Genomic DNA, 14,622 nt, shown 5'->3' with positions numbered 1-14,622 from the left:
ATTTTTTATATCAGGAATAATACTATGTCTAACATCGTATCAGGTACAGTTAAGTGGTTTAACGAGTCTAAAGGTTTTGGTTTCATCGAGCAAGAAAACGGCCCAGACGTTTTCGCACATTTCTCAGCAATCAAAAGCGAAGGTTTCAAAACTTTAGCTGAAGGCCAACGTGTAGAGTTCACTCTTTCACAAGGTCAAAAAGGTCCACAAGCGGATAACATCACTCCGTTATAATTTTTACTTTTAAAGTAAAAATAATAAAAAGCGCCTAGGGCGCTTTTTTTGTGCCTAAAATTAACGAAAGATGCCCCCTTTCTACACAACTTTAACACTAGTGAGTTGTTATTCGCCCGCCTTCCTTCCTTTGGTTTTATTAAATTTAGCTTTATTACCATTAAGCAGCTTTGCAACGGCAAAACTTACTGTTTATACAGAGTCATCTTTGGACTGGCTGTTCGTTTTTAGGTTTTATTGCCTAGCTGGTAATGAGCACAAAGCTGTCAACACGTTATAAAAAGCAACAAAATATAGCTTTGCTATTGCATGATCAGCACTTATCAACAGTTGATAATAAAGTTCACGTCACAAAAATAAAGACAATTTAAAAAGTATAAAATACGCTGCTTTGGCATGTTTTTACGATTTAAAATGCTATTTTTTATCTTGTTGTATGCTGTTTTAGACGGCTGTTTTAGACACTTATATAGCGCACAGAGGTGTTAATCTTAGCAGCACATAATACCGCTTCACCTGAAATACAATAGGGCCATTTTCAATGGCTAATGTTTTGTTCGATAGTATTTAGGTGATTTAAAACATCATAATTTAATTCATTTTATGAGCGAGCAATAGTCTGTCGGGTTTTAATATCTTTAGTCTTGCTGCTTTACAATCGCATTAACAATGTCAGTGCGGGTATATGCTACTGGCTTGGGTGTTAATTAGGGTTAGTTAGGTTTAATTAGGGGGGAAGGGGAATTTGGCTACAACGCGATTTTTAAACACTAAAACGACTAAAGGTGAAAAGCTAATAATCTTGAATTCAAGTATTAAGTGCAATCATTATGCAGCCACCAGAACTTCTGATTGCCCCGTAAATAATTCATGAGGGGTTTTATACCCTCTTGTTTTTCTTGGCCGATGGTTGAGCTTATCAACTGCCGCCTGTATCTCTGCTTCACTTAGCGCCATAAAGTCAGTTCCCTTGGGGAAGAAGCGTCTAAGTAAGCCGTTGGTATTCTCATTTATGCCCCGCTCCCATGATGAATAGGGATGAGCGAAATACACATCAGCTTCTAATTTTTGTGCAACATGCTCATGGTGAGCAAACTCTTTTCCATTATCTAACGTCACGGTAATAACCTTACCTTTATATGGTGTCATACACGTGATCAGCGCATCGGCTGTTATTTTCGCATGCTTGCTTTCAATTCTGTGAACGACTGTATATAACGTTTTACGTTCAACCATTGTGACAAGCGCATTTTTACGCCCTTTACCTATCACTGTATCGCCCTCCCAATCACCAATCCTAGACTTTGAATCCACAATACTTGGGCGTTCATCAATGCTGACTCGATTAACTATCTGTCCACGTTTATCATAGCTTCCATAGCGTTTTTTATACTTTTTACATGCACGAGTGAGTGTCTTATGTAGCTTGCCACCACGAGCCTTGTCTCTGTAAATATATTGATAAATTGTTTCATGATGTAAAACGACCTGTTTCTCTAAAGCTAAGCGGCCTGCCACTTGCTCAGGGGAAAGTCCGTCATGCAACAATTTATTAATCCAGTGAGTGACGTCCTCTGTTAACTTACTTGCTTTGAAAGATGACTTACGTCTTTGTTCAGCAAAGTTATTGGCTTGGTTAGGCCGATAGCCTTTAAGTCCTTTATTGCGTTTTAGCTCTCTAGAAATAGATGACGGTGAACGAGTTAGTTCTTCAGCTATCTGCTTTTGGTTATTTCCTGCTTTTATTAACGCGTAAATCTGGTATCTTTCTTCTTGTGTCAGCTGTTTATATTTCATTAAAGCAATTTCCTTTGGCGAGAAAATGGCCGAATTATAACAGCTGGCCATCTAATCTGAGAAATTGCACTTATTATCCGAATTTAGGAATAATAAAACTGACGATAATTAAATTAACCGTGCCGGGATGTGCCTTAAAAATAAACAGGCTTGGCTGGTAATAAAGTAGTTAATTATACGTCTTTAAAACGATAAAAGGGCCTTGCGGCCCTTGGTGAAGTATCGTTCAAACCAGATAAAACTTTAACCCCTTAAAGTTTTATCTGTTTGTTTTGCAACTACGGCTCATCTCAAAGTTTCTAAGCTAGCGAGAGGAAAAAACCAGCAATTGCGGCGCTCATAAGGTTAGCCATAGATCCTGCTAACACAGCTCTGAGCCCTAAGCGTGCGATATCCTTTCGCCGACTAGGCGCCATACCGCCCAATCCACCTAGTAAAATTGCTATCGATGATAAATTAGCAAACCCACATAATGCGAATGTAACAATCGCTTGCGTGTGAGCGCTTAACGTATCGCGATAATTTATAAAGTCTAAGTAAGCTACAAATTCGTTTACAACTATCTTTTGACCTATAAAACTGCCTGCGATTATGGCTTCATCCCATGGTACGCCTAATAACCAAGCTACCGGAGCAAAAACATAACCTAAAATACTTTGTAACGTTATTGTGCTAAACCATTGGCCTGTGTGACTTAACCAAGCGCCAATATCGATAAATAGATTACCGAAAAAAGTGCCGTCTATCGAACTGCCAACATTAACCAGCCAACCACCAAGGCTTGCTACTAAACCCCCAACGCCACCAAACAGGCCGTTTAAAAGAGCAATTAAAGCAACAAAGGCTAATAACATGGCACCAACATTAAGGGCTAAATGCATTCCATTTGCTGCACCAGATGCCGCAGCATCAATAACATTAACGGGTTTTTCATCATCTAAATCAAGGTCAGCTAAGCTGTCTTTAGGTGTTTCAGTCTCTGGCACAATCATTTTTGCCATTAAAAAACCACCTGGTGCAGCCATAAAGCTAGCTGCAATTAAGTACTTAAGTTCAACCCCAATAATTACGTAACCAGCCATAACTGAGCCCGCAACAGTTGCTAGACCGCCAACCATAACTGCGAACAGTTCTGACTTAGTCATTGTTGCGATGAAGGGCTTAACAATTAAAGGCGCTTCAGTTTGGCCAACAAAAATATTAGCTGTTGCTGAGAGTGACTCTGGTCGTGATGTTTTTAATAGTTTTTGTAAGCCACCACCTAGAATTCTAATAATCCAATCCATGACGCCAATATGGTAAAGCACCGCTACAAGGGCGGAGAAAAACACGATAACCGGTAATACTTGAATCGCAAAAATAAAGCCTAAAGTATCTTGGTTGGCAAGCGGTCCAAATAAAAAGCTAATCCCGTCATTAGCAAAACCAATTACAGATGACACGGCTTTTGACATACTTACTAAGGTATTTTTGCCTGCTTCAAAAAACAGTACAAAACCACCAATAATAAATTGCAGGGCAAAAGCGATACCCACTGTTCTTAAACTAATTGCTTTGCGATTTGTCGATGCTGCAAAAGCAATACTTAGTAGTACAACCATGCCTACTAAGCTCATAAAAGTTGTCATGTTTTTTATCCTGCTGTTATTGCTGCAATAATGATTTTATTTTACTTTTGATTATATCAATCGCAACGCGATTTTTGCCGCCTCGAGTAACTACTAGATCAGCATTGTGCTTCGAAGGCTCAATAAACTGATAAAACATCGGGCGTACGGTCGCCTGATATTGCTCAACAACAGACTGTAACGTTCTGCCTCGTATTTCCATATCTCTTTGCATACGGCGCATAAGGCAGATATCTAATGGTGTATCGATAAACACCATAATATCAAACTCTTTACGAAGAGCCGGATCGCTTAATAATAAAATACCTTCTACAATTAAAATTTGAGCAGCTGCTACTTTGCGAGTTTCTTCGCTACGAGTATGCAATGCATAGTCATAAGTAGGTACCTCAATGGTATTACCTGCTCTTAATTGTTGGAGATGCTCATGTAAAAGTGCATGCTCAAACGCATCAGGATGGTCGTAGTTGGTTTGTGTTCGATGATCGAACGGCAAATGCGACTGATCCTTGTAATAGGCGTCTTCTTCGATTACAGCAATCGCGCCTGGTTCAAGCTCATTGACTAATTCATTATAAATTGTCTTACTAAAAAGAGATTTGCCCGACGCAGATGCGCCTGCAATGGCTATTATTGTTCGTGTCACTAAAGTTCTCACCCACACAGAAAGAGATATTGTTGGTCGATCACAATAGCAAAAAAGACACGAATAATCTCTTTTGCTTCGCTTATAAAGTGAAATTTATATTGTTTCGGTTTTATGAAACAGGACTTATGTCCTGTTTCATAAATCCAAAGAGCGGATAAAGTAACCGTATTAAACATGTGAGGTGAGTATGGCAAGAGCAATTATATTAATGGCAGATAGCCTAGGTATTGGTGCAGCACCAGATGCGGAAAAGTTTGGTGATATTGGCGCGAACACGTTTGCCCATTTATTAAAAGCCTACGCAGATGAAACAGGTGAGCACTTAGCGTTGCCAAATTTAACTCGTTTAGGCTTAGCAGATGCCTGTGAAGCTGCCGGTAAAGAGCCTTGTTTGATAAGCGAACGCCAAGCGCCTGCAGCTGCTTGGGGCTATGCAAAAGAATTATCTAGTGGTAAAGATACGCCATCGGGTCATTGGGAAATGGCGGGTGTGCCGGTGTTGTTTGATTGGGGATATTTCCCTGATACCCAGCCCTGCTTTCCACAAGAATTTATAGACGAGCTTATTGCTCGTACAGGTATCCCAGGTATTTTAGGCAACTGTTATGCCTCAGGTACGACAATTTTAGAACAACTAGGTGAAGAGCATGTAAAAACCGGCAAGCCGATTTGCTACACCTCAGTTGATAGCGTGTTTCAAATAGCCGCGCACGAAGAATCATTTGGACTAGAGAAGCTTTATCAGGTTTGCGAAATCGCACGGGCGCTACTTGATGAAATGAATATAGGAAGAGTGATTGCGCGGCCATTTTTGGGTTCTACTAATCAAGACTTTGCCCGTACTGGCAATCGTCGTGATTATTCTGTGTTACCGCCAGCACCAACTTTGCTTGATAAATTAGCAGACAACGGCGGTGAAGTAATAAGCATTGGTAAAATTGCCGATATTTATGCGCACCAAGGTATTACCCAAAAACATAAAGCGCCTGGGCTTATAAACTTGCTAGAGAAAACCTCACAAGTGCTAGCAACCGCGCCTGAGCAAAGCTTAATTTTTACCAACTTAGTTGATTTTGACGAAAAGTTTGGTCATCGTCGTAATGCCGTAGGGTATGCCAAAGCATTAAAAGAGTTTGATGACTACTTACCAACTATTTTGAATCAGCTAAAAGCAGATGATTTATTAATTATTACTGCCGATCATGGTTGTGATCCAACAGCCCCTGGCACCGATCATACCCGCGAATATGTACCTGTAATTGCTTACCAACCGGGGCTTGAAAATACCCCACTTGGTGAACGAGCTAGTTTTGCAGACATAGGTCAAACCCTTGCCCAGTGGTTTAATCTTCCTGCACTTGAATATGGTGATGGCTTTAAAGATAAGTTATTAGCCAACGAAAAAGGAAACCAATAATGAGTACTCCTCATATCAATGCCAATACCGATGATTTTGCACCTACAGTATTAATGCCAGGCGATCCGTTGCGTGCGCAATACATTGCTGAAAACTTTTTAGATGATGCAATACAAGTCACTGGTGTGCGTAATATGTACGGTTTTACCGGAACCTATAAAGGTAAGCCTGTGAGCATTATGGGGTCGGGGATGGGTATTCCATCTATGTCGATTTATGCCCGTGAATTGATTGTGAGCTACGGCGTTAAAAACCTAATTCGTATTGGTACCTGTGGTGGTATTGGTAGTGATATTAAAATTCGCGATGTTATTTTTGCACAAGGCGCTAGCACTGATTCAAACGTAAACCGTACTCGCGTACGTGGTTATGATTTTGCAGCCATTGCAGATTTTGACTTACTGTTAAATGGCGTTAACACAGCTAAAGAGCTAGGTATTAAGGCTAAAGTAGGTAACGTATTTACCACCGATACCTTTTACCAAGCAGATGACACATTTTATAAAGAACTCGACAAGTTAGGTGTCTTGGCCGTTGATATGGAAACTGCCGGCATGTACGGCGTTGCTGCTGAATATGGCGCAAAAGCCATGGCATTATTTACCGTTAGTGACCACGTGATCACCGGCGAAGCAACACCAAGCGAAGAACGTCAAAGTACGTTTAACGAAATGGTTAAAATTGCATTAGAGTCGATTGAATAAATCCAATATAGACTTTATATAAAAGTTCCTTGGTAACGTATTCACTTAATTAGGAAACACGCCAAATTTAGTGAGACTAACCGCTCAAAGCCGCATTTATGCGGCTTTTTTTATAGGTTAAAACAGTTAACGAGCGTAAAATTGGCAAGAGTAAAGTCGCGTTAATTTTGGTATGTGTGCGATGTTACTTTTTTATCTGGAAGAACGAGCAAGCGAGTACTATTTATAAGTAATACGCACATGCTCAAACATTGACACTCTTGTTTTCCCTTGCCACTGTTATATAAAGTATATACCAATTTTAAAGGACTCTATTATGTCGAACTGGGTAGATGCAAAAGTAAAAAATATTGTGTGGTGGACAGACACATTATTTAGTTTAATAGTGAACGCCGATGTTGACCCATTTAAAGCAGGCCAATTTACGAAACTGTCAATAACGATAGGAGATAAGCGCATAGCAAGGGCCTACTCTTATGTGAACCCGCCAAGCTCAAACGACTTAGAGTTTTACCTTATTAACGTTGAAGATGGTTTGTTGTCACAACAACTTGCAAAGCTATTACCCGGTGACAACGTAATGATAGAGCGCCGCGCTACGGGCTTTTTTACCCTTGATGAGATCCCCAAAAGTAAGCAATTGTGGATGCTCAGTACGGGTACTGCAATAGGGCCGTTTTTATCAATTATCGAGCAAGGCGATGTGTGGCAGCAGTTTGATGAGGTGTACCTTGTGCATGGGGTGCGCTTTAACACGGACTTAAGCTATCAGCAAAAAATAAAGCAATTGCAACAAACCTATTCCAAACTTACTTATATTCCGGTTGTTAGTCGTGAACAGCCTGAACATGGTGAATCTGGGCGAATTACTGATACCATTAAAGATGGGCGTCTGTTTAAGTATGCAACTGAGCCCACAATGCCAAATAATGCGCAATTTATGATCTGCGGTAACCCGCAAATGGTAAAAGATACAACCGCTATGCTTAATGAACTTGGCTACCAACGCAACCGCCGGCGTGAGCCTGGGCATATAACCGTTGAGCAATATTGGTAAAAAACTATCGTAAAGCGCGATAATTTGTTATTTTAGCGATTCTAAAATTAGTCAGGAATACTATGAAACCGTTACTTTTTGTTTACCTTTTATTATTTTCATGGCAGTCGCTTGCTGTTGAATCAGCGTCTGTAGATGAGCCTGAGCAAGAAAAGTCAGAAGTTGTTTTAACGGAGTCTAGAGCGGTAATAGAGAAAAACGCCGATGAGCCTTCAAAGTCTCGATCAAAACCTGAAGTAAAAGTTGAACCATTACAACCCGTGCAAGATGCCTCTAAAGTAATAGGTAGCGAAGCCGCTGAAATAACAGAGCAGCCAAAAACTCAGCAAGAAAAGGCTGTTGCGGTCACTGAAGCTGAAAAAGCCATAGATCAAGCAAAAAAAGCGCTGAGTAAAAGGCAACAAACTAAAGCTAAACAATCACGTGAGTCACTCGCGGTTATTGAGAAGTTGATTGCCGCTTATAATGCCAAAAACATTGAAATGTTTATTAGCTTATATGCCGAAGACGTAGAGTTTTATGCTTTTCCTAACGAACTGTTGTTTAAAGGTAAAGAAAAACTGATTGCCCGTTATGGCATTATGTTTAAAAAACTCAAGTGTATTCAGTCATCGCCTATTAAACGCATTGTGCATGGTAATATAGTTATTGACCATGAATTGTCAGAGACCTGTTCAAAAGACCCTAAAGTGGTTGATAAACGTGCTGAACTTGTGACGAGTTATCAAGTTGAAAATGGCAAGATCACCAAAGTGCTCTTTTTTAAATAACTGTTTCAGGTTATTTGTTTAGTGAGTAGAGTTATAAAGAATCAACAACGATGCCATTTGGGTTTACTGGCATAGATCATATTAATACGTTTGTGGCTAGGCTATAAGCAGTTAATGACGCCTGACTTTACTACCAACCAGTTTACCGCACTACGATAAAGCCAAACCGGCCTTACAATACAGTAATACGGTAATACAGTGCCTCGGGGCGTAATTTATAAGCGCCAACCGAGGCTTACTCCACACACTTCAAAATCAGTAAAGGATTGCTTGATGAGCAGCTTGATGAGCAGCTTGATGAACTGTTCACCCGAGGCGTTACACCCTTGCTTAAATAGCGCTAACTGCCTGCTAAAATAGCGTTAAAGCTATCGTTATCATGTAGGCTTGCAAACGCGCTCTCATGCAGTAATTCATTGCGCAAATTAGGCGAGTATTCTAACGCCATTTTAATGTCAGAAAGCGCATCGGTATGTTTATGGGTTAGCGCATAAGCACACGCACGTTGCCAGTAGGCATAGCCATAATCGCTGTCAAAATCAATCGCTTGATTACACAACTCAATCGCTTCTTCAGTTTGGTTAAGCTCTAATAGAGCATCGGCTTTGTAGGCAATGGCCTCAACATCTTCTGGCTTGCGTTTTAATATTTCATCAAAGATTTCAATTTTGTTCGAAATATCGCTTTCTAAATTAGCGCGCATCCACAATGAGTGAACCTCGTTAGTGACTGATATTTTTTGTTGGTTACTTAAAATTTCTTCAGAGCGCTCACGTAGCTTTTCTTCAAATGTATTAAGGCGTGCTTCGTATTCGTCGGTGATCACACTTACGCGAGTATTTACTATATCTTCTACTTTATTTTTAACATCACGTAGTGAGTTCCAGCCCACTAATACTAAAATAGACGCGGTGGCCGTAATAATAAAAAATACGTTGTTAATTGTATCGGTGGTGTAAGTTAACGCACGATCGGCCGTATCAAGCTGCGCATGAGTTACTTGCTTGGTGACATCTTCACGGAGTTTTTGTTGATCTTGGCGAACTGATTTTAGCTCATCAAGTATATAGCGCTCCATAAGTGGTTTATACATAGGTTCGTTAAGCTTATCTAGCGCTTGTTGTTCCTCTGCGGGTGTTCGCGTTGAGCTTTGTGCTGCTGCAAGCGCCTGCGTTGAAAAAAATATAGAAATAAACAGAAAAACAAATACCAGTAAGTGATTACGCATAGTAATACCTAGAAAATAGAATGGAGTTAAATCAACTAGCCGCACTTTACCATGTCAACCCTAATGGCACTAGCGTAAATAAGGCAAAAAAAAGCCAGCTCAGGGGGAGAGCTGGCAAAACTGCTTAAACAACAAATGTCATCAGGGGAATCAACAGAAGTTAGGATATATAGTAATCTTATTTGGCTGAACAACTACTTAATAGTAAAAGCTTTTTTAAATTTTATTTTTAAATTTCAGTTTTACATAATTCGACTCGGCTTAAGCGCATAGACTAAAACTTTTCAGTGGTAAAATGCGACACTAATTCGTTCAGTTATTATATGGCGTACCAATATCGTCTAATTGTGGTCGTGACAATGTTGAACTAGCTGAGCACTTAATATTAAATACAGTAGGAGATGGTTTTGAAACCCCAATAGCAGTAAGCAATTAGCTGCGCTTAAATTTAATAATAACAACGTAACGCCATTAAATATTGGCACCATGCCTGATGCGGGCTATCGTTATAAAAGTAAAATAATGGTTTTTTTGTAATGAGCATCCGTAAATAACACGTGCATGTTGGCTCTATTTTATATCGCGTCTAAATGGGCTTTGCGGCAGTAGAAACTGGCTACAGCCGTGAACTAAAGCTCAATAAAGTAAGCAACTAAAACGCAAGAGGTAAGGTATTAAAAATACAACTTAATGACTTAAAAGTCAGTCATTAGCCTGCCATTGATTGCTTTTTAAGTCTTTATTTTATCTTGGGCAATACGCTTTCTAATCGTGTAATGTCATCATCAGTTATATTAGCAAAGCGCTGAAAGTGTTCGCGCCACTGGCTTGTATATTGTTCTATCTGCGTAATTATTTTTGTCGCTTGTGAAACATTCAAACCAAAACGTTTTGTTTGCGATAATAAATTATCTATACTGGCAAAACGTCCATCTTCACCGAGTCCTATGCCATGTTGCTTTGAGTTATTGATTGGGGTAATGTCATAAGCAGGGCTTAGCCGCCATGTTTTATCAGCAAAGCAGTATAAAAATGCATGGTTACGGCTGTGGTCATCTGTGTTACCAATAAAGGCATTAAATACCATGCGCTTATAAAGCTCTGTGGCATCATCAGCAAACTCGATTGTATAATGGCGAATAAACTCGGCAAGTTCACCATACGAATAATAAGTCGATAAATCACTCATTGCCACTTTAGGCTTTTGCAGTAAGCTATTGGCGCTTAAAAAGTGATGAGTTGGTAAGTCTTTGCTTACATCAAAACGTTCAATGAGCAATACATCGCCGTTTTCAGTTTCATGAATAGCGGTATTAGCTGTACGAATACCTAACTCTTTTGCCATACACATAGCCGCGTGTTCGGCTCTAACTAGGTTGAATAAATCGTCTGGGCGATTAAACTTAGCCAAATAAAGCTTTTGTTTAATTTGTACTGATGTTTTTGGCCGTGCCCCCCCCATACTTTGACCAAACTCAAAGGCTTTTTTAGCCTCATTTGAAATTGCTTTATTCGCTAATAAATTATCTTTTGCTTGATCGAGTAAAGCTAAATCAGCCAAGGTGTTTTTATTGGTTTTATGTTTTGACGCACTGCGCGACAAACTAAATACCAAGGCGCCTACACCATAACCCGACCCCGCGAGCAAAAATTCTAATTCGTTTTGTGGTTTAGTATTGTGCAACGATAAAATGAGCTTACGTCCCCACGAGTCAGCGCCGGCATCACTTAACACCCCAAACACTCCTTTATTTGCTTGGTAGCTGAATATCCCAGGCTTTAAAGGTAGGTGAATAGGATCAAGCGCAAACGCATCTGCACGGGCTAAATAACTTTTACCGTAATTAAATTCACCACGGCCAGTTTTAGTGTCTAATTTAAAAAAGCCACAAATGACCGGTTTGGCTTCTAATCCATCAATAAAGACATAGCATTCAGAAGTCATCGTTAACAACCTGCGCTTTATTGGTTTTACGCTGGCGCGTGTTGTAACCACCAACATCGGCGGCCAGCTCGTTTATTTCATCAAGTAACGAGCCTTGTAGTTGCAATACCACTAACGCTTCAAACAAAATGTCACTTTTAACCACTTCACCTTGCTCAAGCTTTTGCACCGTGGAACGTGACACACCAATCATCTTGGCAAACGTGCTTTGCGTGTAATGCAGAGTACGGTGCTGGCGAATTAAATCTCCGAAACGCTGGGCTATTTTTAATGCTTGTTCAGATCGCATAAGTGACTACTTAATCGGTCATTAATTTGTTATTGATTAGTTTAGCGGTATTTTCTTTGTTTGCAAGGTGATTTTAAAAGATCAGCGTTGAGATGCGGGAATCGAGCTGCGAATACACCTAGCACCTTTTTCCGCCTGTGATTGCTTTTAAAACCAATTTTACCGCCGAGGGCACAGAAGCGCTTAGCTACACAGAGAAGATAAAAATAGCGCGGGTTTCAAACGACTAGCTTTGGGCGACGAATTAACCCTAGTTCCTAGTCACTTTTCTAAAATCTAGGATCTTTTTGTCATTTCCTCTTCAGCGCAGCGCCTCATAACCTCTGTGGTGGATAAATCACTTAAAATTAACTTTACCACCGAGACGCTTCGCTACACTGAGAAGATAAATATAGCGCGGGCTTCGGCAATAACCCTAGCACCTAGTTACTTCCCTAGAACCTAGCGACCTTTGATCCAAATGCCAATATAAAACTAAACTCTTAATTTGTACCGCTAACAGGCTATGTGCATGGTACTTATCGGAAAACTCTATATTTTTAATGCATTTTCATGTTAGGTTAGGATTAAACTTAATGAAAGCTTAACAAGCTAGTAGTTAAGTATTATTAATTAACCAAGGAGCGGTAGAATTAGTGCCTAATAAAACACTCAGTTACTACAATCAAAACGCACAAAGCTTTAGCGACTCAACACTTAATGTTGATATGTCGGCGCTTTATGCTGAGTTTTTACCGCACGTTGCACAACACGGGCGTATTTTAGATGCCGGTTGTGGCAGTGCGCGCGATGCCGCGTATTTTAAACAGCAAGGCTTTACTGTTAGCGCGTTTGACGCAAGCGCAGAACTTGCAAAGCTTGCCAGCAATTACTTACAACAACCCGTTCAAGTTAACACCTTTCAGCAGCTTGATTGCAGTAATCACTACGATGGTATTTGGTGTTGCGCTAGCTTATTGCACGTGCCAAAAGCTGAGTTACCACAGGTGTTTTTAAACCTGCAACACGCGCTTAAACCAAACGGGGTTTTGTATGTGTCGTTTAAATACGGCACGCAAGAACGTGTGCACAACGGTCGTGAATTTACTGATTTAAATGAAGAGGGCTTAACCGCGCTGATTACCCAGCACACTGAGCTTAAAATAATAAAACAATGGCAAACGCTTGATCAACGCCCAGGGCGCGAAAGCGAAGTATGGCTTAATTCATTAATTAGAGCAGTGCCTGTTTTATGAATGGCGCAATGCAGCAACAGCTCGACTTTATCACCTACATTCAGCGTATGCTGGTAGAAGGTGATTTTAGTGCAACGTATAAGTTTGCGTTGCTGCATGCGTTGGCTGATATCAGTATCGAAAAACACCATATTGACCCACAAGCACAGCTAGAAATAACATTCGATGAATTAGTCGAAAAATTTATTACTTTATATTGGCACCAGGCTTCACCATTTGGCTCTGTTGGTAATGATAGAGAGCAGCTACTTTTACAAAATACCAACTCTAAAAAGCAAGCCAAAATAATAACGACTCTACACGATGCAAAATTAAATAATATTAATTCAGTAAGCCAGCTAATGAAGGGTAATGATTGGAAAGCAATACGAAGAACAACATTACAAACTATTAAAGACGGTCCGTTATGGTTATTACAAAAACTAAATGGAAAAGAAGAGTGCTTTTTATATCCACACATTAAAGGGCAACCACATATCACCTTAAATGCTGGCATTGCTAGCTGTTTTCGGCGCTTTTATGATTTGGTGGTGTACTTGGCTAAAAATGCGTGGCTGCAAAAAATTCAGAGTATTAAACATAACCAAGCCTTAATTGGCCCACAAAGCCAACTGCACGACTTTTTATTTGGCTTTGACCGCAACGCGTTGAGTAAAGCTAAACCTGTGCTAATTGAGCTGCAGCATGGCAATTGTTTTTATTGCCAAAAGCCGTTGAACAATAAAACCGAGGTTGATCACTTTATACCGTTTGCCCGCTACGCGAACGATTTAGGCCACAACTTTGTGGCGGCGCACAGTACTTGTAATAACAGCAAACGCGACTTTTTAGCTGCGCAGTTACACCGCGAACGCTGGCAAGAACAAAACTTGGTTTTAAATAGCCAGCATATAACCCGTGAACTCAGTGATTATTTTAATTGTGATGCTGATAAATCACGTTCAGTAAGTGATTGGGCGTATCAGGTAGCACAGGCGAACAGCACTAAATTGTGGTTAGCAAAAGATAGCTTTGAACAAGCCGCTGGTGTGGGTTTATATCTTAATAGAGATGCCGAGCTTAGTTTAGTGGCAGAAGGTAAGCCAAGGTATGACGCATAGGCGTGAAGTTTGGTTTTTAGGCGTGAGTTTACCGCGCGCGTTAACTTGTAGGCGTAGAGCTTGCTAGCGCGAAAAGCGAAGCTTTTGAATTTGTATTGTAGGCGGGAGTTTACCTCGCGCTTCTGTTTTGTAGGAACTGGCTTTAGCCGTGATTGTTTAAAGGTTTTTTAGGGATTGGTAAAGGGATTAAAAACCTCTATTCGAGGTTTTATCGCGTTGGCGATGGCAACCAAAGAGAGGCTGCCGCCGACCTCTCTCTGGACTCTCTCGGCGCACCCGAGGATCACACTGTGTCCTCAAGTTAAAAATTGATGTGAACGTAAGCGCCGTGTAGGGCACATCCATGTGCCAGTCACGGCTTAACTTAAATTGCCTAAAGGGATTTAGGTACTTGGAATTTGTCGGGAACAAAATTCCGCCATGCAAGTGATTACTCATTAATTTATAACTTTCGGGTGTGATCACGGGGAATTGGAGTGTGTTGATAGATTGGTGTCTATGAATGTAAGCGGGAGTTTATCTCGCGCTTTTGGCTTGTAGGCGTAGAGCTTGCTCGCGCGAAAAGCGAA

General features: G+C 40.4%; 13 protein-coding genes. 7 read left to right on the top strand and 6 right to left on the bottom strand.

Annotation, left to right across the window (positions count from 1 at the left end; translation table 11 throughout):
• Positions 1-24: 24 nt before the first annotated feature.
• Positions 25-234 (top strand): cold-shock protein, encoded by a 210-nt coding sequence (locus ACT3S9_RS16925; RefSeq protein WP_004587186.1) that lies wholly within the window; start codon positions 25-27, stop codon positions 232-234.
• A gap of 828 nt (positions 235-1,062) precedes the next feature.
• Here ACT3S9_RS16925 and ACT3S9_RS16920 read toward each other — a convergent pair.
• From ACT3S9_RS16920 to udk, 3 genes are all read right to left on the bottom strand, one after another.
• Positions 1,063-2,031: an IS30 family transposase gene (locus ACT3S9_RS16920; protein WP_086959932.1), complete on the bottom strand. Its 969-nt coding sequence runs from the start codon at positions 2,029-2,031 to the stop codon at positions 1,063-1,065.
• Positions 2,032-2,330: 299 nt separating this feature from the next.
• Entirely contained in the window at positions 2,331-3,632 is a 1,302-nt protein-coding gene (locus tag ACT3S9_RS16915; protein WP_441835166.1) for a NupC/NupG family nucleoside CNT transporter, read from the bottom strand.
• A 43-nt stretch (positions 3,633-3,675) separates the two neighbouring features.
• A complete protein-coding gene (udk, locus tag ACT3S9_RS16910; RefSeq protein WP_441835164.1) occupies positions 3,676-4,305 on the bottom strand; it encodes a uridine kinase in 630 nt (209 codons plus the stop codon).
• 190 nt (positions 4,306-4,495) lie between these two features.
• On the opposite strand from udk, the gene ACT3S9_RS16905 reads away from it, so the two are divergent.
• From ACT3S9_RS16905 to ACT3S9_RS16890, 4 genes are all read left to right on the top strand, one after another.
• On the top strand, positions 4,496-5,725 hold the full coding sequence (locus tag ACT3S9_RS16905) for a phosphopentomutase (RefSeq protein WP_441835163.1): 1,230 nt from the start codon (positions 4,496-4,498) through the stop codon (positions 5,723-5,725).
• Complete coding sequence (deoD, locus tag ACT3S9_RS16900) at positions 5,725-6,429, top strand: purine-nucleoside phosphorylase (RefSeq protein ID WP_441835162.1); 705 nt, start codon at positions 5,725-5,727, stop codon at positions 6,427-6,429. Before ACT3S9_RS16905 ends, deoD begins: the two co-directional genes overlap by 1 nt.
• A gap of 316 nt (positions 6,430-6,745) precedes the next feature.
• Positions 6,746-7,486: a ferredoxin--NADP reductase gene (locus ACT3S9_RS16895; protein WP_441992983.1), complete on the top strand. Its 741-nt coding sequence runs from the start codon at positions 6,746-6,748 to the stop codon at positions 7,484-7,486.
• A gap of 62 nt (positions 7,487-7,548) precedes the next feature.
• Positions 7,549-8,256 carry a nuclear transport factor 2 family protein gene (locus ACT3S9_RS16890; protein WP_441992982.1) on the top strand — a complete coding sequence of 236 codons (708 nt, stop codon included), beginning with the start codon at positions 7,549-7,551 and terminating at the stop codon, positions 8,254-8,256.
• 340 nt (positions 8,257-8,596) lie between these two features.
• Here the strand turns inward: ACT3S9_RS16890 and ACT3S9_RS16885 are convergent, their stop codons facing one another.
• From ACT3S9_RS16885 to ACT3S9_RS16875, 3 genes are all read right to left on the bottom strand, one after another.
• Positions 8,597-9,484: a tetratricopeptide repeat protein gene (locus tag ACT3S9_RS16885; protein ID WP_441992981.1), complete on the bottom strand. Its 888-nt coding sequence runs from the start codon at positions 9,482-9,484 to the stop codon at positions 8,597-8,599.
• Positions 9,485-10,223: 739 nt separating this feature from the next.
• The gene (locus tag ACT3S9_RS16880; RefSeq protein ID WP_441835159.1) at positions 10,224-11,429 is read right to left on the bottom strand and encodes a type II toxin-antitoxin system HipA family toxin; all 1,206 of its coding nucleotides are present in this window, start codon (positions 11,427-11,429) and stop codon (positions 10,224-10,226) included.
• Complete coding sequence (locus ACT3S9_RS16875) at positions 11,419-11,718, bottom strand: helix-turn-helix domain-containing protein (RefSeq protein ID WP_441835158.1); 300 nt, start codon at positions 11,716-11,718, stop codon at positions 11,419-11,421. Before ACT3S9_RS16875 ends, ACT3S9_RS16880 begins: the two co-directional genes overlap by 11 nt.
• A 635-nt stretch (positions 11,719-12,353) precedes the next feature.
• Between ACT3S9_RS16875 and ACT3S9_RS16870 the strand changes: the two genes are divergently transcribed.
• Together ACT3S9_RS16870 and ACT3S9_RS16865 are read left to right on the top strand one after the other, a co-directional pair.
• On the top strand, positions 12,354-12,953 hold the full coding sequence (locus tag ACT3S9_RS16870; RefSeq protein ID WP_441992980.1) for a class I SAM-dependent methyltransferase: 600 nt from the start codon (positions 12,354-12,356) through the stop codon (positions 12,951-12,953).
• Positions 12,950-14,053, top strand: coding sequence for an HNH endonuclease (locus ACT3S9_RS16865; RefSeq protein WP_441992979.1), 1,104 nt, complete (start codon positions 12,950-12,952; stop codon positions 14,051-14,053). The genes ACT3S9_RS16870 and ACT3S9_RS16865 overlap by 4 nt, the downstream gene beginning before the upstream one ends.
• Positions 14,054-14,622: the final 569 nt, after the last annotated feature.

The organism is Pseudoalteromonas sp. AOP31-A2-14, from assembly GCF_052378035.1.
In the GTDB taxonomy this organism is placed as follows: domain Bacteria; phylum Pseudomonadota; class Gammaproteobacteria; order Enterobacterales; family Alteromonadaceae; genus Pseudoalteromonas.
Note: the sequence above shows the minus strand (reverse complement) of the source record. Positions and strands in the feature narration are given on the sequence as shown.

Bases quoted from the DNA above. Each gene is read 5' to 3' on its own strand.
- ACT3S9_RS16905 (WP_441835163.1), top strand. From the start codon at position 4,496: ATGGCAAGAGCAATTATATTAATGGCAGATAGCCTAGGTATTGGTGCA.
- ACT3S9_RS16915 (WP_441835166.1), bottom strand. From the start codon at position 3,632: ATGGTTGTACTACTAAGTATTGCTTTTGCAGCATCGACAAATCGCAAA.
- ACT3S9_RS16865 (WP_441992979.1), top strand. From the start codon at position 12,950: ATGAATGGCGCAATGCAGCAACAGCTCGACTTTATCACCTACATTCAG.
- ACT3S9_RS16885 (WP_441992981.1), bottom strand. From the start codon at position 9,484: ATGCGTAATCACTTACTGGTATTTGTTTTTCTGTTTATTTCTATATTT.
- ACT3S9_RS16920 (WP_086959932.1), bottom strand. From the start codon at position 2,031: ATGAAATATAAACAGCTGACACAAGAAGAAAGATACCAGATTTACGCG.
- ACT3S9_RS16895 (WP_441992983.1), top strand. From the start codon at position 6,746: ATGTCGAACTGGGTAGATGCAAAAGTAAAAAATATTGTGTGGTGGACA.
- deoD (WP_441835162.1), top strand. From the start codon at position 5,725: ATGAGTACTCCTCATATCAATGCCAATACCGATGATTTTGCACCTACA.
- ACT3S9_RS16880 (WP_441835159.1), bottom strand. From the start codon at position 11,429: ATGACTTCTGAATGCTATGTCTTTATTGATGGATTAGAAGCCAAACCG.
- ACT3S9_RS16875 (WP_441835158.1), bottom strand. From the start codon at position 11,718: ATGCGATCTGAACAAGCATTAAAAATAGCCCAGCGTTTCGGAGATTTA.
- ACT3S9_RS16890 (WP_441992982.1), top strand. From the start codon at position 7,549: ATGAAACCGTTACTTTTTGTTTACCTTTTATTATTTTCATGGCAGTCG.
- ACT3S9_RS16925 (WP_004587186.1), top strand. From the start codon at position 25: ATGTCTAACATCGTATCAGGTACAGTTAAGTGGTTTAACGAGTCTAAA.